The sequence below is a fragment of the Pseudomonas sp. NPDC008258 genome, from assembly GCF_042956345.1.
GTDB lineage: Bacteria > Pseudomonadota > Gammaproteobacteria > Pseudomonadales > Pseudomonadaceae > Aquipseudomonas.
Window position 1 is genome coordinate 20,116 of record NZ_JBIBGE010000020.1, and the last position, 22,710, is coordinate 42,825.

Here is a 22,710-nt window from a genome sequence, read left to right on the forward strand (position 1 = left end):
AGGCAAGATCGGAATCGCGGTCACCGCATTCTGCGGGCTACCTTCGACAATGCGGTCGCTATACACCAGGTACACCAGCGTATTGCGCTTCTTGTCCAGGAAGCGCACCACCTGCATGGTCTTGAACACCAGCGAGGTGCGCTCCTTGAACACCTCCTCGCCGTCTTTCAACTCACCCTTGAAGTTGATCGGCCCAACCTGACGGCAAGCAATCGACGCCTCCGCACGGTCCTCGGCCAGCCCCAACCCACCCTTCACTCCGCCAGTCTTGGCCCGCGACAGGTAGCAGGTCACGCCCTCGACCTTGGGGTCGTCAAACGCTTCAACGACAATACGGTCGTTCGGCCCGAGGAACTTGAACACGGTGGACACCTGGCCAATTTCCTCGGCCCCGGCCAGCATTGGCAGCGCCAGCGCCGCCACGGCAATCACCCGCTTGAACACGCTCATACCAGCACCAGATTGTCGCGGTGTACCAACTCAGGCTCAGCGCTGTAGCCAAGGATCGACTCGATAGTGTCGGACGATTGACCAATGATCTTCTGCGCCTCCAAGGCGCTGTAGTTGGCCAGGCCGCGGGCCACTTCAACGCCATCCGGGCCGACGCACACCACCATCTCGCCGCGACGGAAGCTGCCCTGCACGGTCTTGACGCCAACCGGCAGCAAACTCTTGTTGGCCTGGCGCAGCGCCTGCACGGCACCGGCATCCAGCACCAATGTGCCACGGGTCTGCAGGTGGCCGGCCAGCCACTGTTTGCGCGCAGCGAGCATGCCGCGCTCGGGCGACAGCAAGGTCCCCAGGCGCTCACCCGCCTTGAGGCGGTCCAGCACGCGCTCGATGCGGCCACCGATGATGATCGTGTGAGCGCCGGAGCGGGCAGCCAGGCGTGCTGCGCGCAGCTTGGTCTGCATGCCGCCACGGCCCAGGGCACCACCGGTGCCACCGGCCACGGCGTCCAGCGACGGGTCGTCGGCACGGGCTTCGTAGATCAGCTGCGCTTCGGGGTTGTTGCGCGGGTCGGCGTCGAACATGCCATCGCGGTCGGTGAGGATCACCAGCAGGTCGGCCTCGACCAGGTTGGCCACCAGTGCCGCCAGGGTGTCGTTGTCGCCAAAGCGGATCTCGTCGGTGACCACGGTGTCGTTTTCGTTGATCACCGGTACCACACCCAGGTCGACCAGCGTACGCAGGGTGCTGCGGGCGTTCAGGTAACGCTTGCGGTCGGACAGGTCGTCATGGGTCAGCAGGATCTGCGCGGTGTGCTTGCCGTGCTCGCCGAAGCTCGACTCCCAGGCCTGCACCAGGCGCATCTGGCCGAGCGAGGCAGCCGCCTGCAGCTCGTTCATCGCGCTCGGTCGCGTGGTCCAGCCCAGCTGGCTCATGCCGGCAGCCACGGCCCCGGAAGAGACCAGTACCAACTCCACGCCTGCCTCACGCAGCGCGACCATCTGCTCGACCCAAACGGCCATGGCACCGCGGTCGAGGCCCTTGCCATCGGCGGTCAGCAGAGCACTGCCAATCTTCACGACCCAGCGCTTGGCGCCCGTCACCTTGCTTCGCATCTTCTTCCAACCTATGTCGAATCTGTAGATACCGTGGATACAAAAACGCCGCTCCAGAGAGCGGCGTTTAGTGTACTGCAACCGGTCAGTCGCGCACGTAAATGATTTCCGGGCCGTCTTCGTCGTCCTCGAAATCGTCGTCCCAACCGTCATCGTCGCCGATGTCGTGCACGCTCTTGACGCCGGTACGGCGCAGAGTGCGCGCGTCGTCCAGGGCCTGCAGCTGGGCACGGGCTTCGTCTTCGATGCGCTGGTCGAGGTCGGCCAGCTCTTCGGCGTAGGCCGGGTCGTTGGCCAGGCGATCGGCGCGGTCTTCAAGGTAGCGCATCAGGTCATGGCTGAGCTTTTCGGTGCCCTGCTTGGAAATGGCCGAAATCACGTAGACCGGGCCTTCCCACTGCAAGCGCTCGACCACTTCCTGGACGCGCTCGTCGCGCTCGTCTTCCATGACCATGTCGGCCTTGTTCAGCACCAGCCAGCGCTCACGCTCGGCCAGCGACGGGCTGAAGCGGGTCAGCTCGTTTACGATCACTTCGGCGGCATCGGCCGGGCTGCTTTCGTCCAGCGGCGCCATGTCGACTAGGTGCAGCAGCACGCGGGTACGTGCCAGGTGCTTGAGGAAACGAATGCCCAGGCCGGCACCGTCGGAAGCGCCTTCGATCAGGCCGGGGATGTCGGCGATGACAAAGCTCTTCCAGCGGTCGACGCTGACCACACCCAGGTTCGGCACCAAGGTGGTGAACGGGTAGTCGGCAACTTTGGGCTTGGCTGCGGAAACCGAGCGGATGAAGGTGCTCTTGCCGGCGTTCGGCAGGCCCAGCAGGCCCACGTCGGCCAGCACTTTCATTTCCATCTTCAGGTCGCGCTGGTCACCTGGCTTACCCGGGGTGGTCTGGCGCGGCGCACGGTTGGTGCTGGACTTGAAGCGGGTGTTGCCCAGGCCGTGCCAGCCGCCCTGGGCGACCATCAGCTTCTGGCCCGGGGTCACCAGGTCACCGATCACTTCCTGGGTGGAAGCATCGATCACGGTGGTGCCGACCGGTACGCGCAGGAACAGGTCGTCGCCTTTCTTGCCGGTGCAGTCGGTGCTGCCGCCGTTGGCGCCACGCTGGGCTTCGTGGTGACGGGTGTAGCGGTAGTCGACCAGGGTGTTCAGGTTTTCGTCGGCAACCATGTACACCGAGCCACCATCACCACCGTCACCGCCGTTAGGGCCGCCGTTCTCGATGAACTTCTCGCGACGGAAGCTCATGCAACCGTTGCCGCCGTCACCGGCCTTGACCCGAATCGATACTTCGTCAACAAACTTCATTAAAACCGCCTCTCGTCGGCAGACGAGCTGAATGACTCAAAAACATGAGGCTCTTGCAAAAATGAGCGCGGCGGCCCCGTACGACCGTAGAAACCAACGCCGGCAACCCAGACAAACAGCTTTGCAAGAGGCTCACCACAAACGAAAAAGCCCCGTCGCATGACGGGGCTTCTGGAGCGACGTCGCGATTAAGCGGCGACGATGCTCACGTAACGGCGCATGAACTCGCCTTTTTTCTCGAACTTGATCACGCCTTCGATCTTGGCGAACAAGGTGTGGTCCTTGCCCATGCCAACGCCGTAGCCAGCGTGGAATTCAGTGCCGCGCTGACGGACGATGATGTTGCCTGGCTTGATAACCTGGCCGCCATACATCTTCACGCCAAGGCGTTTAGATTCTGAGTCGCGACCGTTACGAGTACTACCACCAGCCTTCTTGTGAGCCATGGTTCAATTCTCCAAATAAATTCAGGGGATCTAGGGGATTAAGCCTGGATGCCGGTGATTTTGATCTCGGTGAACCACTGGCGGTGGCCCATACGCTTCATGTGGTGCTTACGACGACGGAACTTGATGATGCGAACCTTGTCGTGGCGGCCTTGCGAAACGACTTCGGCCACTACTTTAGCGCCAGCAACAACTGGAGCGCCGATGGTGACTTCTTCACCGTTGGCGACCAGCAGAACGCGATCGAAGGTCACGGATTCGCCAGTGGCGACTTCCAGTTTTTCGATCTTGAGGAATTCACCTTCAGCGACTTTGTACTGCTTGCCGCCGGTAACGATTACTGCGTAAGACATGGTATTTCTCCGATAATCCTGCTCACCCAGCGCTTTATATGATGAGTATTGGCTGGCATGGCTGCACAGGGCTGGAACGGCCCGGTGCAATTGCGTAAGGCAGGTGCTGCCCAGGAAGTTAGGGTGCGCGATTGTACGCAACACGGGTTTTGCTTGCAAGTGCCGCCCCCGGCCAGCCGGCACCGCGCCTTGACACACCGGGACCTGCGACCTAGCATGCCGCGCAACCTCACTGGAGCAGCCGATGCAACCCCAAACCTTCTACCGCGCGGTGGCTGATGATTTCAGCGCCGTCGACGAGATCATCAAGAAGCAGCTGACCTCGCGCGTGCCGCTGGTATCGAAGATCGGCGACTATATCACGTCTGCCGGTGGCAAGCGCCTGCGCCCACTGCTGGTGCTGCTGTGCGGCAAGGCCCTGGGCCGCGAGGGCGACGACCTGCGCCTGCTGGCCGCCACCATCGAGTTCCTGCACACCGCCACCCTGCTGCACGACGACGTGGTCGACATGTCCGGCATGCGCCGTGGCCGCTCCACTGCCAATGCCCTGTGGGGCAACGCACCGAGCGTGCTGGTGGGCGACTTCCTTTATTCGCGCTCGTTCGAAATGATGGTCGAACTGGGCTCGATGCCGGTCATGCAGATCCTGTCCAAGGCCACCCGTGTGATTGCCGAAGGTGAAGTGCTGCAGCTGTCGCGGGTACGCGACGCCAGCACCACCGAGGAAGTCTACATGGAAGTCATCCGCGGCAAGACCGCGATGCTGTTCGAAGCCTCGACCCACAGCGCCGCAGCGCTGGCCGAAGCCACTGACGAGCAGCGCGAAGCCCTGCGCACCTTCGGTGACCACCTGGGCGTGGCCTTCCAGCTGGTCGACGACCTGCTGGACTACAAGGGCGATTCGCAAACCCTGGGCAAGAACGTCGGTGACGACCTGGCCGAAGGCAAGCCTACCCTGCCGCTGATCTACACCATGCGCGAAGGCACTGCCGAGCAGGCTGCGCTGGTACGCCAGGCGATCCAGAAGGGTGGCCTGGAGGACCTGGAGCAGATTCGCGTGGCGGTCGAGGAGTCCGGTGCACTGAAATACACCGCGGAGCTTGCGCGTGATTACGTAAAGCGTGCCATTGCCTGCCTGGAAGTACTGCCAGCCAGCGAGTACCGGGATGCGCTGGTTGAGCTGAGCGAGTTTGCTGTAGCCCGTACTCACTGATAGACCGAGTCGCCTTCTTCGCGGGCTTGCCCGCTCCCACAGGTTGATACTGTCCCTGTGGGAGCGGGCAAGCCCGCGAATGCTTTTGTCCGGACATAATCCCTTCTGCAGAAATACCTTTTACAATGCAGGCCTTTAACCGCCCGTCTGTTTGTTTGAGGAACCCAAGTGAGCACTCTGCCACCCTGCCCGAAATGCAACTCCGAATACACCTATGAGGATGGCACCCAGCTGATCTGCCCTGAATGCGCCCACGAGTGGTCGGCCAGCGGCGACGCCGAGGCGGCCAGTGACGACGTGGTGAAAAAGGATTCGGTCGGTAACATCCTGCAGGACGGCGACACCGTCACCGTGATCAAGGACCTCAAGGTCAAAGGTTCTTCCCTGGTGGTCAAGGTTGGCACCAAGGTCAAGAACATCCGCCTGTGCGACGGAGACCACGACATCGACTGCAAAATCGATGGCATCGGCGCCATGAAGCTGAAGTCCGAGTTCGTGCGCAAAGTCTGATTACACAAAAATCTGCCAATTGGCGCTTGCTATTCTGATAATAAGAATTATTCTCATTGGAACTGCTATCCAAGGAGAATAGCCATGACTTATCTGATCGACGCCTGGCTGGACCGCCCTCACCCCTACCTGCGCATTCTTCATCGTGAAACGGGCGAAGTGTGCGCGGTGCTTGAAGAAGAAGCACTTGACGAACTGCGTGACCAGGGCGACCTGGACATGAGCGGGCTGAATTCGAGTGAACCGGGGGTGCTCAAGGAGCTGGTGCGGAACCTGTTTCTGTTTTGCTATGCGCGGGCGTTGCGCCCTGCGGGAACAGACTGGAATTGAGGCCGGCAGGGCCGGCCTCTTCGCGGGCAAGCCCGCTCCCACATGGACCGCACAAGGTTTGAGTTCTGCGCAACACCTGTGGGAGCGGGCGAGCCCGCGAATGGGCCGCAACGCGGCCCCGGCGATCTTACAGAACGTCGAGCAGCTCGACGTCGAACACCAGTACGCTGTGCGGCGGGATGCTGCCAACGCCTTGGGCGCCGTAAGCCAGCTCGCTCGGCACGTACAGGCGCCATTTGCTGCCAGCGTTCATCAGCTGCAGGGCTTCGGTCCAGCCAGCGATCACGCCACCCACCGGGAATTCAGCCGGCTGGCCACGATCGTAGGAGCTGTCGAACACAGTGCCGTCGATCAGTGTGCCGTGGTAGTGCGTGCGCACGTTGTCTTCGCGGGTCGGCTTGGCGCCTTCACCTGCGGTCAGCACTTCGAACTGCAGGCCCGAAGCCAGGGTGGTGATGCCTTCGCGCTTGGCGTTCTCGACCAGGAATTCCTTGCCAGCGGCAGCAGCGGCCTCGGCCTTGGCAGCAGCTTCGGCTTGCATGATGTCGCGGATCACTTTGAAGCTGGCCGACAGGTCGGCTTCGCTGACGCGGCTGTCGGCGCCATTGAAGGCGTCGGTCAGGCCGGCCAGGATGGCTTCCAGGCTGACACCTGGTGGCGGGTTGTCGCGCAGCTGGCCGCCCAGCTGACGGCCGATGCCGTAGCTTACGCGGGTTTCGTCGGTGGACAGGTTGAGTTCGGACATTGTCGTGCTCCACTGCAGGGCGCAGTGCAGCCGCGCCCTTGATGAAAAGGGCGAGCAGCCTAGCACACTGGGGCGCGGCGAGCAGCTACCAGGCCGAACGCTGGGAAATCGGCACCTTCAGGTCTTCTTCCGGGTGTGCGCCCATGCCACACATTTCGTCCTGCACCGACCAGTGCACCAGGTTCATCGAAACCATGGGGATGGTTTGCAGCAACTTGCGCGCATCTTCCACCGAACGTACACGCAAGCGTTCACCACGGGTGTCTGCCAGCGGGTGGGCATGCCCTTTTAGCCGGGCCTCAATAAGATAATCGCCGCCTTCGATGGCGATCAGGTTCACTTCGTCGACGTGGCCGGCCCTGGCCTCAATATTGAGCTGATGCAGGTTCATGAGAGCACCTCGCGATGGGAACCACGCATGAGAGCTCATTTTTTGTACAGGAAGAACGATTACACAAGGCATAACCAACGCCACTCGTCAGTTAGACCTGGATCCCTGTGGGAGCGGGCGTGCCCGCGAAACATGCGACGCGGTGGCTGGCACCGGCTTTGCCGGTGTTCGCGGGCTTGCCCGCTCCCACAGGGATTGCGAAGAGGTCTGGCTGGACTCAGTGCTTGGTCAGCTTGTCCAGATAACCCATGCAGAACGCCGAAACCACGAAGGTCATGTGGATGATCACGTACCACATCAGGTAATCGGTGGAGATGTTCTGTGCATCCATGAACACCCGCAGCAGGTGGATGGAGGAAATTGCCACGATCGACGCGGCCACCTTCATCTTCAGCGACGAAGAGTCCATTTTGCCCAGCCAGTTGAGCTTTTCCTTGCTTTCGTCGATATCCAGTTGCGATACGAAATTCTCGTAGCCGGAAATCATCACCATCACCAGCAGGCCGCCCACCAGCGACATGTCGATCAGCGACAGGATCACCAGGATCAGGTCGGCTTCGCTCAAGGCGAAGACGTTGGGCAGGACGTGAACCACTTCCTGGAAGAATTTGAGCGCCAGGGCCAGCAGGCCGAGGGACAGGCCGAAGTAGATGGGTGCGAGCAGCCAGCGCGAGGCATACATCGCATTTTCAAGAATACGTTCCATGGAGGGTTTGGGACTCGTCAGGTGACTGGAAAAACGACCGCGAGTATAGCCAGCCACCTGTTACAGCAAAAGCCCGGTGAATGGGGGCTGCTTTGCAGCCCATCGCCGGCAAGCCAGCTCCCACAGGTACAGCGCTAATCTCAGGCACTGCGCTGTACCTGTGGGAGCTGGCTTGCCGGCGATGAGGCCGGTGAAGGTGATTCAAGTCTCAGGATGAAACTGGTAATCCCCCAGGTTCCGACACCGCTCGCCATTGATCTTGCGCAACTGCGCCTGCAAATGCAGGCACCAGATCTGAGGGTCATCAGCCACCTGGTAACCGTGCAACGTCAGGCTGTCGACAATGGCATTGAGCACCGACTCGGCCACCATCGGCCCATGAAACGGCCCTTGGGCCTTGATTGCGGAAGGTTGTTCACCGGCCATGCCGGCGGCAAACAGCAGCGTCCACATGCCGTTATCCCCGGCCAGTGGGCGGATGCTGCATTCGATGCGGGTCACCAGGCCCAGGCACTGGCGTGTGAGGCTGAGGTTGCGCATGGCCGCGTCCCCTCCAATAAGCCTTGTTCAGCCTGAACCCAGGCTGTTTCCATCCTGAACGCTGATGCAGTCCTTAAGTTCCATCATAGAAGAACCGTGTAAAAAGATGGAAAACCGGCGCTGAACGGTAGCACATAGCCGCTAGCGCCGGTTTATTGACTCAGGCCGGTTTGGCCTGGGCAATCACCTCTTCCAGGCGCTCCTTTTCAGCCTTCTCGATGTCTTCCTCGCTGATCATCTCGGCAATTTCGCGCAGGCGTTCCACCACCCGGGCATTGACGCTTCCCTCGGTAAACAGGCCTTGGTCATCAAGCACACCGGCCTCCTCGCCCACCAGCAGGCTCAATGCCTCGTCAGCCTGGCTGACCGCGTAGACGTGGAACATGCCATTCTCCACCGCCTGCAGCACGCGCTCGTCGAGCATCAGGGTGGCGACGTTGGCACGCGGTATGATCACCCCTTGCTCGCCGGTCAGGCCACGCGCCTCACACAGGCGGAAGAAGCCCTCGATCTTCTCGTTCACCCCACCCACTGCCTGCACTTCACCAAACTGGTTGATAGAGCCGGTGATGGCGAAGCACTGCTTGAGCGGCGTGCGCGACAAGGCCGAGATCAGCGTACAGGCTTCGCCCAGCGAGGCGCTGTCACCGTCCACATAGCCGTAGGATTGTTCCAGGGCGATGCTCGCAGAAATCGCCAGCGGGAATTCCTGGGCATAGCGGCTGCCCAGGTAACCGGTAAGGATCATCACGCCCTTGGAGTGGATCGGCTGGCCAAGGTTGACCTCGCGCTCGATGTCGACGATGCCACTGCCGCCTGGGTACACGGTGGCAGAGATACGCGCAGGCATACCGAACGCCGAGTCCCCTACTTCCAGGACGGTCAGGCCGTTGCACTTGCCAATGGCCGCACCTTCGGTGTCGATCAGGATGATGCCGGCGAGCATATCGTCGAGCACACGCTGGGACACACGCCCGGTGCGGGTGGCCTTGGCCTTCAGCGCACGCTCGATGTGCCCGGCGTCGGTCATTTCGTCACTGGCCAGCTGGCGGATGAAATCGGCTTCGCTGACCAGCTGGAACAGGTCGCCGATACGCGCCGACAGGCGCGACTGGTTCTCTGCCAGGCGGGCGCTGTAAGTGGCCAGGCGCGCCACCGCATCGCTGGTCAGCGGCGCCATGCCCTCTTCGTTGGTGCGGGTGCGCAACAGCTGGGCAAACTGCTCCAGGTTCTCGTCGACCATGGGCATGTCTTCGTCGAAGTCCACCAGCACCCGGAACATCTCCTGGAAGTCCGAGTCGTGGTCCTGAAGTGCGTAGTACAGCTGGCGCGAGCCAATAATCACCAGCTTGACGTTGAGCGGAATCATCTGCGGTTGCAGGCTCACGGTGGCGACTCGGCCCAGCTCACCGATCGCTGACTCCATCTTCAGCTTGCGCGACTGCAAGGAACGCTTGAGCGCATCCCACACGAACGGCTCGCCCAGCATCTTCTCGGCTTCAAGAATCAGGAAGCCGCCGTTGGCACGGTGCAACGCGCCCGGGCGCAGTTGGCGGTACGAGGTGTACAGCGCGCCCTGGTCGGTGCTGTATTCGATACGGCCGAACAGGTTGTCGTACGTCGGGTGCGGCTCGAACACGACCGGCGCGCCACCGGCGGCATGGTGGCCGACCACCAGGCTTGGGGCGTACTGCTCTTCAAGCAGCTTGCGCGCAACGGCGTCGGTCTTGCTGTCGTCAACCAGTTGCTCGACCACGGTGCGTAGCAGGTTCAACTGCACCGACTGCAGGTAGGCGCACACCGCGGCATTCTCGGCGTACTTTTCCGACAGCGGGGCCAGCAACGGCTGCAAGGCCAGGGTAATGGTCTCTTCGTTGAGCTGGCGCAGCTGGTTGTTCGACTCGCGCTTCCACTGCGGCAGGCTGGCCAGTTCTTCGTTCAGCTGCTCCTCAAGCAGGGCAATGTCCTCGTGGAACTGCTCGCGCACTTCTTCCGGCAACTGGGCGAACTCGGCTTCGTCCAGTGCCTTGCCGTCAGCCATCGGCGTGAAGGCGACGTTACTGGCATCGCGGTACAACGCCACGTCCTTTTCCAGCGAGGCCCGCTCGATGACATCCAGGGCACGGTCATAACGCTGGTTGAAGGCACGGTCGATAGCGCCTTTCTTCTGCTGGTACGACGGGTGTTCGAACACGGCCGGGAAGGTCGACAACAGGTTGTCGATCAGCCCGCTCATGTCGGCGATGAATGCCCCTGCGCTGCCCGATGGCAACTCCAGGGCCCGGGGCTCGCGGGTGTCGTCGAAGTGGTTGACGTACACCCAGTCGGCCGGGGTTTGCTGGCGCTTGCCCTCGGCCTTGAGGTAGCGCTTGACGAACGAGAAGCGCCCGGTGCCGGGCTCGCCCATCACGTATACGTTGTAACCGGGGCGCGGCATGGCCACGCCGAACTGCAGGGCTTCGACAGCACGCTCTTGGCCCAGGACTCCGCGAAACGGCTCCAGATCGTCGGTATTGGTAAAGGCAAACTGCTCGGGGGAGAAACGCCGGGTCAGGGCTTCAGGCGCAAGACGCAGGCGCGCAGCGACAGGATCGGGCATTGGGTTTCCTTACTTCGACGGGGCAGATACGCAGCATTCTGGCGCTGCCCAAGCGCGCCTTGCAAGGCTCTGCGGGACTTTATATCGCGCCGGTCGCAGCTGGCGCAGGTCACGTAACAGCAAATTTTTCGCAATCAACAACGCAACCTTTAGATCGTGCCTAAACTCCAAGCTGCGCGGGTGGGTGAAATGCTTTCCCGACCTGGCAACCGAGTTGCCAGAAACCCTGACCCTTGGTTAAGACAAAGAGAACAAATGCTATGAAACGGATTCTTCTGGGTACTCTGTTCACCGTGGTCTCGCTGAACGCCATGGCCGAAGCGCCAGGCGGCCCGAACTGCGGCTGGGGCAACATGCTGTTCGAAGGCCAGCGCGGCACGCCGGCGCACTTCCTGGCTTCCACCACCAACGGCACCTCCGGTAACGCCACCTTCGGCATGACCTCCGGCACCAACGGCTGCTCCACCAAGGCTTCGCTGACCTACGGCGGCAAGTCGTGGTTCGCCATGAACGGCATGATGAACGAGCTTTCCGAAGACATGGCCATGGGCCAGGGCGAAGCACTGACCACCTATGCCGTGGTCCTCGGTGTGGCCCCGGAAGACCGTACCTACTTCCAGTCGGTCGCCCACCAGCACTTCAACCAGATCTTCACCAGCGCCGACGTCACTGCTGAAACAGTCCACAGCAACACCCTGGCCGTCCTGAAGAACGACCCACGCCTGGCCAAATACGCTACCGAGGCCTAAGCACTGCTGCTCCCGCCCCACCCTGGGGCGGGTTTCGCCTTTTTCGGCATCGTCAAGAAGTAGTTGCCCGATATGCTCAAACGCCTCGCTTTGCTGGCGCTGTGTGCCTGCGCCCCTGTTCATGCCGCGCCCGTGCTGGACCAAGGCCGTCTCCAGCAACTGGCCAACACCCCTTACTGGATTGCCCTGGGCCATTACGAAACTGCCAAGCTAGGCGGCTGGCGCAGTTATGTGGACGATGATGCGTTCTTCCTGGCCAAGGACGGTGCGCACCACCCCGACCAGGAGCTGCAAGCCACGGTCGAAGCGCTGTATGCCCCCGCCAGCCTCGGCGACAAGCATGCCCAGTGTGTATTCCCTGCACGCACCCGCTGGCTACGTGAACAGCTCGGCCTGCAAGGCCTGCCACAACCGGACTGCCAGGAATTCAAGACCTGGTATCAGTCGATCGACCCGCACAGCGCCGCGTTGATATTCCCGGCGGCCTACCTGAACAGCCCATCCTCGATGTTCGGCCACACACTGCTGCGCATCGACCAGTCCAGCACCCGCAGCGACGACACCACGCTGCTGAGCTATGCAATCAACTTCGGTGCCTACATCGAAGGCAGCGACAACAGCATCCTGTACGCCTGGAAGGGCCTGATGGGCGGTTACCCGGGGCTTTTCGCGCTGATGCCCTACCAGGAAAAACTCTCCGAATACCGCAGCCTGGAAAACCGCGACCTGTGGGAGTACCAGCTGGACCTCACACCCGAAGAGACCGGGCGCATGGTCGAGCATGTGTGGGAGCTGAAGCAGGTCCAGTTCGACTACTTCTTCTTCGACGAAAACTGCTCGTACCGCCTGCTGGAGCTGCTGCAAGTTGCCCGGCCGAGCCTGGACCTGACCTCGCAGTTCCCGTTGACCGCCATCCCCACCGACACCGTGAAGGCGGTGAAGCAGTCCGGCCTGGTCGCCAGCGAGACATACCGCCCATCTCGCGAGCGTGAATTGCTGGCCCGCGCCGAGCCCCTGGACCACGGTGAAAAGCATCAGGTGCTGGCCGTGAGTGCCGACACCGCTCAATTGCAGAGCCCCGAATTCAAGGCCCTGCCCCGTGAACGGCAAGCACTCGTGCAGGACGCCGCGTACCGCCTGGAGCGTTACCGGGCCAATGGCCAGGAGCGCGACCCCGGGCAGGCGAAGCGCAGCTTCGAGCTGCTGCGGGCGATCAACAGCAACCCGCCACCCCCTTTGCAGATCGAACGCCCCGGCCTGCCCGAGGATGGCCATGACTCACGCACCTGGCAGTTGGGCGTGGGCACCCGTGAAGACCGTGCCTACGCCGAATATGGCCTGCGCATGGCCTACCACGACCTCAACGACAACGCCTATGGCTTCCCACTGGGTGCGCAGATCGAGATCCTGCAACTGAAGGTGCGCCAATACGAGGGCAATGACTGGCAGGTGCAACGCCTGGACCTGGCCACCATCCGCTCGCTGACACCCCGTAACGAGCTGCTGAAACCCTGGTCGTGGCAAGTGGCTGGCGGGCTGGAGCGTGTACCTGGCAAGCACGACGACGAGGTGCTGGTCAGCCATGTGAATGGTGGCGCCGGTGGTACCTGGCAGTTGGCCGATGGTTTGCTGGGCTTTGCCCTGGGCACGGTGCGGATCGAGCACCATAACGACTTCGCCGAATTCATTGCCCCGGCCGCAGGGTTCAATGGCGGGCTGCTGTGGCGCAACGGGCTGGGCAACATGACGTTGGAGGCCAAGGGTGATTACTTCACCAATGGCGAGGTACGGCGCAGTGTGAGCCTTAACCAGCAGTGGGAGATCAGCCAGAACCTGGGGTTGCGCTTGAGTGCTTCGCGCGAGTTCAGCCACCTGGCCACGGCGCAGAACGAGGTGATGCTGGAGCTGAAGTGGTATCACTACTGAGGCCGCTTTGCGGCCTTTCGCGGGCACGCCCGCTCCCACAGGGTCACCACAGGCCTCAAGGTTAGTGTGACCCAACCGACTCTTTGACACTGTTTTGACGCCTCCCCGACAAATCGCCACCTAAACTTTCCACCAACAACTGGAGGGCTGGGTGGTTATGTCGCGGTACTGGTTCGGCGTGTGCATGGCGTTATTGCTGTCAGGTTGCGAAACCACCCATGAGCAGATGGTCAACCGTGGTTATCCTCCAGCTTATGCTGATGGCTTCCAGGATGGTTGCAGCAGCGGTCGTCAGGCGGCCGGGCTGATGGTGGGCAACTTCCGCAAGGACGTGCCGCGCTACCTCCACGAGCGACAATACGAGACCGGCTGGGACGACGGCTTTCGCCAGTGCCACGCCATGCAGAACAGTGAAGAACAGCGCCAGTACCACGAGCGGTTCTGGGACCAGCGCGACCGCGAGTGGGAGCAGGAAAAGGACCGAGGCGCCGCCAAGGCTTATCGCCACAACTGAGTCGCAAACGGACATCCCTTGAAACCGGCGGCCTGCCATGATGGTCTCCTGCACAAGGAGGCCCTGCATGAGCCGAGCATTCGTCAACGAGGAACAGGCCGCCGCCCAGGCCGACCAGCCGGTAGAGCGACGCGTCAGCGAACAACCCAACTACGTCACCGCCAACGGCCTGCGCCAGTTGCAGGCACGCGTGGCCGAACTGAATGCCTTGCGCAGCGAACTACAAGCGCAGGGCGAGCGTGGCGACAAGCAACGGCTGGCCGATACCGAGCGTGACCTGCGTTACTTCAGCGCCCGGGTGCAGAGTGCCCAGGTGGTGCCGGCAGCCAGCTCCCGCAGCAAAGTTCAGATTGGTAGCCGGGTGCGGTTCGTGGATGCGCAGGACAAGGAGCAGGTGGTGCAGCTGGTGGGTGAGGATGAAGCAGATGCTGGGCGGGGGCTGATCAACTGGGGGTCGCCGTTGGGGCGGGCCTTGCTGGGCGCGGGGCCTGGGGATGAAGTGGTCTGGCGGCGGCCGGTGGGGGATCAGGTGATCGAGATTCTCGAAATCGAGGCTGAGCCCTGAGGGGGCCGCTGTGCGGCCCATCGCCGGCAAGCCAGCTCCCACAAGTACACCGCAGGCCTCGAGGGCAGTGATATACCTGTGGGAGCTGGCTTGCCGGCGATGGGCTGCAAAGCAGCCCCAAAGGTCTCGAGTCAGACCACGCCTTGAGCCAGCATCGCATCAGCCACTTTCACAAAGCCTGCGATGTTCGCGCCTTTGACGTAGTTGACCTTGCCATCCGCCTCTTCACCGTAGTGCACGCACGCATGGTGAATCGACTGCATGATGTTGTGCAGCTTGCTGTCCACTTCACCGGCAGTCCACAGCAGGCGCATGGCGTTCTGCGACATTTCCAGGCCCGACACAGCCACGCCACCCGCGTTGGAGGCCTTGCCCGGTGCGTACAGGATGCCGGCGTCCAGGAAGATATCCACAGCCTCCAGGGTGGTCGGCATGTTGGCACCTTCGGCTACGCAGATGCAGCCATTGCGCAGCAGGGTGCGGGCGTCTTCGGCGCCCAGTTCGTTCTGCGTGGCGCACGGCAGGGCGATGTCGCACGGCAGGCTCCACGGGGTCTGGCCCTTGCGGAACTCCAGGCCAAACTGACCGGCCAGCTCGCTGATACGGCCACGCTTGACGTTTTTCAGCTCCATGACCGCATCCCACTGGGCGTCGGTCAGGCCGGCTTCGGCGTACAGGGTGCCTTCGGAGTCAGACAGCGAAATCACCTTGCCACCCAGGTCCATGACCTTGCGCGCAGCATACTGGGCCACGTTGCCCGAACCGGAAATCGCCACGCGGCAGCCATCGATACGCTTGTCCTGGCGCTTGAGCATTTCTTCGGCGAAGTACACGCAGCCGTAGCCGGTAGCTTCCGGGCGGATCAGGCTGCCGCCGTAGGTCATGCCCTTGCCGGTCAGCACCGACGTGAACTGGTTGGCCAGGCGCTTGTACTGGCCGAACATGAAGCCGATTTCGCGGGCACCCACACCGATGTCACCGGCCGGTACGTCGCAGTCGGCGCCAATGTGGCGGTACAACTCGCTCATGAACGCCTGGCAGAAGCGCATCACTTCGGCGTCGCTCTTGCCTTTCGGGTCGAAGTCCGAGCCGCCCTTGCCGCCGCCCATGGGCAGTGAGGTCAGGGAGTTCTTGAACACCTGCTCGAAGGCCAGGAACTTCAGCACGCTGAGGTTCACCGACGGGTGGAAGCGCAGGCCGCCCTTGTACGGGCCGATAGCGCTGCTCATCTGGATGCGGTAGCCGCGGTTTACCTGCACCTTGCCCTGGTCATCGACCCAGGAAACGCGGAACAGCACCGCGCGCTCAGGCTCGACCATGCGTTCGAGGATGCCCGATTGCAGGTAGTGAGGGTTGGCCTCAAGGAATGGCCACAGGGTGCGCAGCACCTCTTCCACCGCCTGGTGGAATTCAGGTTGGCCTGGGTCACGCTGTTGCAGGCGCGCAAGGAAATTGTCGACAGATTCGATCATGGTAGACATCTCACCGAAGGTTTTGGACTTATTGGTTTTTTCGGAAATGTACCAAGAAGCAATCGCACTGGAATAGGGCGTAATGTCGTTTTTTTGAAATTATTTGGTGCGTTTCTATAAATGTATACAAAAAGTGCGGTCGATGGTGACATCTTCGCGGGCATGCCCGCTCCCACAGGATCATCACAGGCCCTGAGATCATGAGGTCCCTGTGGGAGCGGGCGCGCCCGCGAATGAAGCCAGCACCACTTTCCAGCCAGGCACAAAAATGGGGCCACCCAGGGCCCCATTCTTGTGCATCAGAATACCGGCTTACTGGGCCAGCTTCTTGTGCCGTACACGGTGCGGCTGGGCAGCAGCATCGCCCAGGCGCTTCTTGCGGTCGGCTTCGTACTCGGTGTAGTTGCCTTCGAAGAACACCACGTTCGAGTCATCCTCGTACGCCAGGATGTGGGTAGCCACACGGTCCAGGAACCAACGGTCGTGGGAAATCACGATCGCGGCGCCTGGGAAGTCCAGCAGGGCTTCTTCCAGCGAACGCAAGGTTTCAACGTCGAGGTCGTTGGACGGTTCGTCGAGCAGCAGGACGTTGCCGCCCTCCTTCAGGGTCAGGGCCAGGTGCAGGCGGCCACGCTCACCACCGGAAAGGTCCTTGACGAACTTCTGCTGGTCGCCACCCTTGAAGTTGAAGCGGCCAACGTAGGTACGCGACGGGATCTCGTAGTTGCCGATGCGGATCTGGTCGGAACCGTCGGAAATCTGCTGGAACACGGTCTTGGCGCCGTCCAGGTCTTCGCGGCTCTGGTCCACGCAGGCCAGTTGCACGGTTTCACCGATCTCGATGCTGCCCGAGTCCGGCTGCTCCTTGCCCATCAGCATGCGGAACAGGGTCGACTTACCAGCACCGTTACCACCGATTACGCCGACGATGGCGCCTTTTGGCATGGCGAACGACAGGTTGTCGATCAGCACGCGGTCGCCATAGCCTTTGGATACGTTCTTGAACTCGATGACCTTGTCACCCAGGCGCGGGCCGGCCGGGATGTAGATCTCGTTGGTTTCGCTGCGTTTCTGGAATTCCTGCGACTGCATTTCTTCAAAGCGTTGCAGACGGGCCTTGGACTTGGACTGGCGGGCCTTGGCGCCTTTGCGCACCCACTCCAGTTCCTCTTTCATGGCCTTCTCGTGGGCGCTTTGCTGCTTGGATTCCTGCGCCAGGCGGTCCGACTTGGCTTCCAGCCAGCCCGAGTAGTTGCCTTCGTACGGAATGCCGGCGCCGCGGTCCAGTTCCAGGATCCAGCCAGCGACGTTGTCGAGGAAGTAACGGTCGTGGGTAATGGCTACCACGGTGCCCGGGAAGTCGTGCAGGAAGCGCTCCAGCCAGGCCACCGAGTCGGCGTCCAGGTGGTTGGTCGGTTCGTCGAGCAGCAGCATGTCGGGGGCCGACAGCAGCAGACGGCACAGGGCCACACGGCGTTTCTCGCCACCGGACAGGTGCTCGATGCGGGCATCCCAGGCTGGCAGGCGCAGGGCGTCGGCAGCCACGTCCAGCTGGCGCTCAAGGTTGTGGCCATCGGCGGCCTGCAGGATGGCTTCCAGCTTGGCCTGCTCGGCGGCCAGCTTGTCGAAATCGGCATCCGGGTCGGCGTAGGCGGCGTAAACCTCGTCCAGGCGCGCCTGGGCGTCCTTGATCACGCTGACCGCTTCCTCGACCACTTCACGCACGGTCTTGGTTGGGTCCAGCTGCGGCTCCTGTGGCAGGTAGCCGACGTTGATGTCGGGCATCGGACGGGCTTCGCCGTCGAATTCCTTGTCGACGCCCGCCATGATGCGCAGCAGGGTCGATTTACCGGCGCCGTTCAGGCCGAGCACGCCAATCTTGGCGCCCGGGAAGAACGACAGGGAGATGTTCTTGAGAATTTCCCGCTTCGGCGGCACAACCTTGCTCAGCCGATGCATGGTGTAGACGTATTGAGCCAAAACCAAGCCCTCTAATCAGATAGGTAAAGACATCGACGATCGCCCCGGCGCGCTGGCCAGGGGGATGTGTGTTTGGGTGTAATTGAACAAAGGCGACCATTCTACGCCAACGTACGGCGTTGCATAGGAGGGGGCGATGGTGGGGTGGGATCGCAGTGATCTGCGGGGGGCTATTGCCTGTGCCGGCCTCTTCGCGGGCACGCCCGCTCCCACAGGTTCACCACAGGGCCGAAGCAATCAGATATCCCTGTGGGAGCGGGCGTGCCCGCGAAAGGGCCGGCACAGCAGCCGAAGGTGGCTCAGACGTGCCGCTGCCGGGCCTTGCCCCGCGGCAACCGGCAGCGGTCGCCCTGTTCGGCCAGGCGTGCTGCCCAGGCAGATTTCACGCTGAAGCCACCGCTACGGGCCGGTGGCGGCTCGGCCACCTTGGCCGGCTTGGCGGCCGTAGGCGCCGTACTGACAACCTTGGCAGCCGGTTTGGCCGCAGCCTCTGCAACTGCCGGCGCTGCTGCCGCCTTGGCGGTCTTGCGCAGTTCAGCCAGCGATGGGGCCTTGCTTTTGGCGGCGGTCGCCTCGGGTTTGACCAGCGAACGCTGGCAAGACTTGCAGGATACGTCCTCGGTCACGGCAGTGCTGACAAGGGTCTGACTGCTGCGCCCACAGGCGGAATCGAGGCCATTGGAGGAAAAGTGAGTAACCAAAACCGAACATCTCCGATGCGTTGTCATGTAGAGCGGGCGCTATTCTCGCACAGGTTGCAGGGGCTTGCCGAACCACCGGGCAGCCACCACCGGTCAACATGGCTGGCACTTTGCCATAATCCTAGGCATGCTAGCCGGTTTCAGGTGTCCGGCCTTATAGTGCGCCACCGCGGTGCGGCAACCAGACACCGGCACACACCGTGCATGACCCGTCCCTGCCATCGCCAGCCCAATCGCAGGATCAACGCTTGACCAACCTTACTCATCCGTCGTCATTGCGTAACGTGCCACAGGCGCCCGCCGCTACCCTGCGCGGGTCGATCAAGGGTGCGCTGGCGCTGCTGGCCCTGATCCTGCTGGGCCTGCTGCTGTGGCAGCTGTTCGCCCAGTTCCACCACACCCAGACCGACCTGCGCAAACAGAGCCTGGACGCCACTGCGGAGCTGGCCGACCACCTGAGCCTGAACATGGCGTTCAAGGCGCAGCAGGCAGTCAATGTAGTGCAGCCCTACGTCAATTCACCGGCACCTGCGGCCCTGCCCACCCTGCTGGATACCCTGCGCGAGCGCCTGCCTGCCTTGCAGAGCGTGGCCTGGCTGGACAGCGCCGGCCAGCTGCGCGCTGACAGCCTGGCCGCCAGCCCCGACCGCCAGTTGCTTGACGAGTTACTCACGCTGAACCAGGGCCGCCCGTACTTCTTCACCAATTCGGCCGACAACCGCACCTTGTACCTGTTGCTGCGCCAGGCTACCGAACAGGACCGCGGCTACTGGTTGCTGCGCCTGTCACCGGACTACTACCGCGAACTCACCACCCACCTCGACGGTGGCGGTCACCCGTTGTGGCTGCTGGAAAACAGCCGCAGCGGCGATGTACTGCAACGCCATGCGCCGGCCGATACCAGCAACGAGCCGCTGCAAAGCGTGATGCTGGCGTTCATCGACAACAGCACCTGGCAACTGCGCGGCCTGTTCGACGCCAAGCTCGCCCAGCAGAAACTGCTGCCAGCGCTGATCGGCAAATGCCTGCTGGTTTTGTTCTGCGCCCTGCTGCCTGTTCTGGCGCTGATCAACATGCGCCGCCGCCAGCGGGCGCTGCAGGAAGACCGCCGGCGTTACCAGGAAATCTTCGAAGGCACCGGCGTGGCCTTGTGCGTGCTCGACCTGTCCAGCCTGCCCGGCCAGCTCGACCGCTACCACCTGCGCAACCTCTCCGCGCTCAAGCAGAGCCTGGCCCTGGACCCTAACCTGCGCCGCTCGCTGCTGCTGGAACTGAAGATCACCGAAGTCAACCAGGTTGCGCGCCAGCTGCTGAATATCGAGTGTCACGAAGGCGCCTGGCAGCGACTGATCGACGGCAGTGGCGATGGCCGCGACAGCGTCGGCATGCAACTGATCGATGCGCTGATCGAACAGCGCCCGCTGCTGGAACTGGAAGTGCGCCTGCCTGCGCCACTGGGCGGCGAGCTGCACCTGTGGCTGATGGCGCGGCTGCCGCAGCAACGCCGCGATCACCAGGCGGTAATCCTCAGCATCAGCGACATCACCAGCCGCAAACAGGTGGAGCTGTCGCTGCTGGAGCGCGAAAGCTTCTGGTCGGACGTGGTGCGCACCGTGCCCGACCAGCTGTATGTGCAGGACGTGCTCAGCCAGCGGATGATCTTCAGCAACCGCCACCTTGGCCAGACCCTGGGTTACGACCGTACCGAGCTTGCACAGATGGGCGAGCGCTTCTGGGAGCTGCTGCTGCACCCCGAAGACGCCGCCCAGTACCAGGCCCTGCGCCAGCAGCAACGCGACAACAGCCATGACCACCCCCTGCACTGCCAGTTGCGCTTCCGCCACCATGATGGTGGCTGGCGCTGCTATGACATCCGCGAACAGGTGCTGACCCGTGACACCGATGGCCTGGTAACGCGCATCATCGGCGTGGGCAAGGATGTAACGGTGCAGATCGAGGCCAGCCAGTCGCTGCGCGACAGCGAACAGCGCTACCGCATGCTCGCCGAAAGCATCAGCGACGTGATCTTCTCCACCGACAGCCTGCTGCAACTCAACTATGTCAGCCCTTCGGTGCAGAGCGTGCTGGGCTACCAGGCTGACTGGATCTTCGCCAACGGCTGGCAGTCGATCATTGCCAACCCGGCCCAGCTCACGGGCATCTACAGCCTGATGGAGCGTGTCAGCAAAGCCATGGGCGACCCTGCCCAACTGGCCCAGCTGCGCAGCCAGTTGCCAACCCAGCTGTTCCTGTTCGACTGCCTGCGCGCCGATGGCCGCAAGATCCCCATCGAACTGCGCCTGGTGCTGGTTTGGGATGATGACCAGCGTTTCGAAGGCGTGCTCGGTGTGGGCCGCGATATCAGCCAGCAACGCCGCGCCGAAAAAGACCTGCGCATGGCCGCGACGGTGTTCGAGCATTCCACGTCGGCCATTCTCATCACCGATCCGGCCGGCTATATCGTCCAGGCCAACGAGGCGTTCAGCCGCGTCAGCGGTTACGCCGTCAGTGAAGTGCTCGACCAGTTGCCGGGCATGCTCACCGTGGACGAACAGCAGGAAGGCCACCTGCGCTACGTGGTCAAGCAACTGCACCAGCGCGGTAGCTGGGAAGGCGAGGTATGGCTCAAACGCCGTGACGGCGACCACTACCCGGCCTGGGTCGGCATTACCGCGGTGCTGGATGACGAGGGCGACCTGGCCAGCTACGTGTGCTTCTTCACCGACATCAGCGAGCGCAAGGCCAGCGAGCAGCGCATCCACCGGCTGGCCTATTACGACGCCCTCACCCACCTGCCCAACCGCACCCTGTTCCAGGACCGCTTGTACAACGCCCTGCAACAGGCCGAGCGGCAGAAGGCCTGGGTGGTGCTGATGTTCCTCGACCTGGACCGCTTCAAGCCGATCAATGACTCCCTCGGCCATGCCGCTGGCGACCGCATGCTCAAGGACATGGCCCAGCGCCTGTTGGCCTGCGTGGACGACGACGACACCGTCGCACGCATGGGCGGCGATGAGTTCACCCTGCTGCTGCAACCGCGCCCCAGCCGCGAAATGGCCCTCAACCGCGCCATTCACGTGGCCGAGAACATCCTCGGCAGCCTGGTACGGCCGTTCGTGCTGGAAAACCGCGAGTTCTTCGTTACCGCCAGTATCGGCATCGCCCTCAGCCCGCAGGATGGCAGCGAGCTGAGCCAGCTGATGAAAAACGCCGACACAGCCATGTACCACGCCAAGGAACGCGGCAAGAACAACTTCCAGTTCTACCAGGCCGAGATGAACGCCAGTGCCCTGGAGCGGCTGGAGCTGGAAAGCGACCTGCGCCACGCCATGGAGCAGAACGAGTTCATCCTCTACTACCAGCCGCAGTTCAGCGGCGACGGCAAACGCCTGACCGGCGCCGAGGCGCTGCTGCGCTGGCGGCACCCGACCCGTGGCCTGGTGCCGCCGGGCGATTTCATCCCGGTGATCGAAGAGCTCGGCCTGGTGGTGGAAGTGGGCGACTGGGTGCTGCGCGAGGCCAGCCGCCAGCTCAAGGCCTGGCACAAGGCCAAGGTGCGCGTACCCAAGGTGTCGGTGAACATTTCGGCGCGGCAGTTCTCCGACGGCCAGCTGGGCACACGGATTGCCAACATCCTTGATGAAAGCGGCCTGCCGCCAGCATGCCTGGAGCTGGAGCTGACCGAGAGCATCCTGATGCGTGAAGTGAACGAGGCACTGCAGATTCTTGCCAGCCTGAAAAACCTCGGCCTGAGCATTGCGGTGGACGACTTTGGCACCGGTTATTCATCGCTGAACTACCTCAAGCAGTTCCCCATCGACGTGCTGAAGATCGACCGCACCTTCGTCGACGGCCTGCCCGAAGGCGAGCAGGATGCGCAGATTGCCCGGGCGATCATCGCCATGGCCCACAGCCTCAACCTGGCGGTGATTGCCGAAGGTGTGGAAACCCACGAACAGCTGGAGTTCCTGCGCGAGCATGGTTGTGACGAGGTTCAAGGCTACCTGTTCGGGCGGCCGATGCCGGCGCATCAGTTCGAGGCACAGTTCTCCAACGAGACGTTGTTCATGTTCCATTGATGCTGCCTACACTG

General features: G+C 62.4%; 21 protein-coding genes. 8 read left to right on the forward strand and 13 right to left on the reverse strand.

The features are described from left to right. The 5 genes from ACFY9W_RS17070 to rplU form a co-directional block, all read right to left on the reverse strand. A partial coding sequence (locus ACFY9W_RS17070) for a CreA family protein (RefSeq protein ID WP_391132265.1) occupies positions 1–450 on the reverse strand: 450 nt, incomplete at its 3' end. Further along, positions 447–1,565 (reverse strand): glutamate 5-kinase, encoded by a 1,119-nt coding sequence (gene proB, locus ACFY9W_RS17075; RefSeq protein ID WP_391132267.1) that lies wholly within the window; start codon positions 1,563–1,565, stop codon positions 447–449. The genes ACFY9W_RS17070 and proB, both read right to left, overlap by 4 nt. 85 nt (positions 1,566–1,650) lie before the next feature. Further along, positions 1,651–2,877 (reverse strand): Obg family GTPase CgtA, encoded by a 1,227-nt coding sequence (cgtA, locus tag ACFY9W_RS17080; RefSeq protein ID WP_391132269.1) that lies wholly within the window; start codon positions 2,875–2,877, stop codon positions 1,651–1,653. 188 nt (positions 2,878–3,065) lie between these two features. Next, positions 3,066–3,323, reverse strand: coding sequence for a 50S ribosomal protein L27 (gene rpmA, locus ACFY9W_RS17085; RefSeq protein ID WP_003247464.1), 258 nt, complete (start codon positions 3,321–3,323; stop codon positions 3,066–3,068). Between the two features lie 38 nt (positions 3,324–3,361). After that, on the reverse strand, positions 3,362–3,676 hold the full coding sequence (gene rplU / locus ACFY9W_RS17090) for a 50S ribosomal protein L21 (RefSeq protein WP_003247466.1): 315 nt from the start codon (positions 3,674–3,676) through the stop codon (positions 3,362–3,364). A 244-nt stretch (positions 3,677–3,920) separates the two neighbouring features. Here rplU and ACFY9W_RS17095 point away from each other — a divergent pair, with 244 nt between their 5' ends. From ACFY9W_RS17095 to ACFY9W_RS17105, 3 genes are all read left to right on the forward strand, one after another. Then, positions 3,921–4,889 (forward strand): polyprenyl synthetase family protein, encoded by a 969-nt coding sequence (locus ACFY9W_RS17095; RefSeq protein WP_012270433.1) that lies wholly within the window; start codon positions 3,921–3,923, stop codon positions 4,887–4,889. A gap of 168 nt (positions 4,890–5,057) precedes the next feature. Next, the gene (locus ACFY9W_RS17100) at positions 5,058–5,399 is read left to right on the forward strand and encodes a zinc ribbon domain-containing protein YjdM (protein ID WP_010951939.1); all 342 of its coding nucleotides are present in this window, start codon (positions 5,058–5,060) and stop codon (positions 5,397–5,399) included. Positions 5,400–5,483: 84 nt separating this feature from the next. After that, the gene (locus tag ACFY9W_RS17105) at positions 5,484–5,729 is read left to right on the forward strand and encodes a hypothetical protein (protein WP_016713350.1); all 246 of its coding nucleotides are present in this window, start codon (positions 5,484–5,486) and stop codon (positions 5,727–5,729) included. Positions 5,730–5,856: 127 nt separating this feature from the next. Here ACFY9W_RS17105 and ACFY9W_RS17110 read toward each other — a convergent pair whose 3' ends face one another. The 5 genes from ACFY9W_RS17110 to ACFY9W_RS17130 all read right to left on the reverse strand — a co-directional run bounded on the left by ACFY9W_RS17110 (position 5,857) and on the right by ACFY9W_RS17130 (position 10,710). Beyond that, positions 5,857–6,474, reverse strand: coding sequence for an FKBP-type peptidyl-prolyl cis-trans isomerase (locus ACFY9W_RS17110; protein WP_391132273.1), 618 nt, complete (start codon positions 6,472–6,474; stop codon positions 5,857–5,859). An 85-nt stretch (positions 6,475–6,559) separates the two neighbouring features. Then, a complete protein-coding gene (locus ACFY9W_RS17115) occupies positions 6,560–6,865 on the reverse strand; it encodes a DUF6482 family protein (RefSeq protein ID WP_391132275.1) in 306 nt (101 codons plus the stop codon). A gap of 217 nt (positions 6,866–7,082) precedes the next feature. Further along, a complete protein-coding gene (locus ACFY9W_RS17120; RefSeq protein WP_003247486.1) occupies positions 7,083–7,571 on the reverse strand; it encodes a TIGR00645 family protein in 489 nt (162 codons plus the stop codon). 201 nt (positions 7,572–7,772) lie between these two features. Continuing rightward, complete coding sequence (locus ACFY9W_RS17125; protein WP_391132277.1) at positions 7,773–8,111, reverse strand: hypothetical protein; 339 nt, start codon at positions 8,109–8,111, stop codon at positions 7,773–7,775. 160 nt (positions 8,112–8,271) lie between these two features. Next, positions 8,272–10,710 carry an AAA family ATPase gene (locus ACFY9W_RS17130; protein ID WP_391132279.1) on the reverse strand — a complete coding sequence of 813 codons (2,439 nt, stop codon included), beginning with the start codon at positions 10,708–10,710 and terminating at the stop codon, positions 8,272–8,274. Between the two features lie 260 nt (positions 10,711–10,970). Between ACFY9W_RS17130 and ACFY9W_RS17135 the strand changes: the two genes are divergently transcribed. The 4 genes from ACFY9W_RS17135 to ACFY9W_RS17150 all read left to right on the forward strand — a co-directional run bounded on the left by ACFY9W_RS17135 (position 10,971) and on the right by ACFY9W_RS17150 (position 14,464). Next, positions 10,971–11,459 carry a DUF3015 family protein gene (locus ACFY9W_RS17135; RefSeq protein WP_391132281.1) on the forward strand — a complete coding sequence of 163 codons (489 nt, stop codon included), beginning with the start codon at positions 10,971–10,973 and terminating at the stop codon, positions 11,457–11,459. Between the two features lie 72 nt (positions 11,460–11,531). Continuing rightward, entirely contained in the window at positions 11,532–13,385 is a 1,854-nt protein-coding gene (locus ACFY9W_RS17140; protein ID WP_391132283.1) for a DUF4105 domain-containing protein, read from the forward strand. A gap of 157 nt (positions 13,386–13,542) precedes the next feature. After that, positions 13,543–13,899: a hypothetical protein gene (locus tag ACFY9W_RS17145; protein ID WP_391132285.1), complete on the forward strand. Its 357-nt coding sequence runs from the start codon at positions 13,543–13,545 to the stop codon at positions 13,897–13,899. A 67-nt stretch (positions 13,900–13,966) separates the two neighbouring features. Then, a complete protein-coding gene (locus ACFY9W_RS17150; RefSeq protein WP_391132287.1) occupies positions 13,967–14,464 on the forward strand; it encodes a GreA/GreB family elongation factor in 498 nt (165 codons plus the stop codon). A gap of 131 nt (positions 14,465–14,595) precedes the next feature. On the opposite strand, the gene gdhA is transcribed toward ACFY9W_RS17150, so the two are convergent. The 3 genes from gdhA to ACFY9W_RS17165 form a co-directional block, all read right to left on the reverse strand. Then, a complete protein-coding gene (gene gdhA, locus ACFY9W_RS17155; RefSeq protein ID WP_391132289.1) occupies positions 14,596–15,936 on the reverse strand; it encodes an NADP-specific glutamate dehydrogenase in 1,341 nt (446 codons plus the stop codon). Between the two features lie 312 nt (positions 15,937–16,248). After that, positions 16,249–17,916: an energy-dependent translational throttle protein EttA gene (ettA, locus tag ACFY9W_RS17160; protein WP_391132291.1), complete on the reverse strand. Its 1,668-nt coding sequence runs from the start codon at positions 17,914–17,916 to the stop codon at positions 16,249–16,251. A 299-nt stretch (positions 17,917–18,215) separates the two neighbouring features. Beyond that, complete coding sequence (locus ACFY9W_RS17165; RefSeq protein ID WP_391132293.1) at positions 18,216–18,617, reverse strand: hypothetical protein; 402 nt, start codon at positions 18,615–18,617, stop codon at positions 18,216–18,218. 248 nt (positions 18,618–18,865) lie between these two features. Here ACFY9W_RS17165 and ACFY9W_RS17170 point away from each other — a divergent pair, with 248 nt between their 5' ends. Further along, entirely contained in the window at positions 18,866–22,696 is a 3,831-nt protein-coding gene (locus ACFY9W_RS17170) for an EAL domain-containing protein (RefSeq protein ID WP_391132295.1), read from the forward strand. The last annotated feature ends 14 nt before the right edge of the window (positions 22,697–22,710 follow it).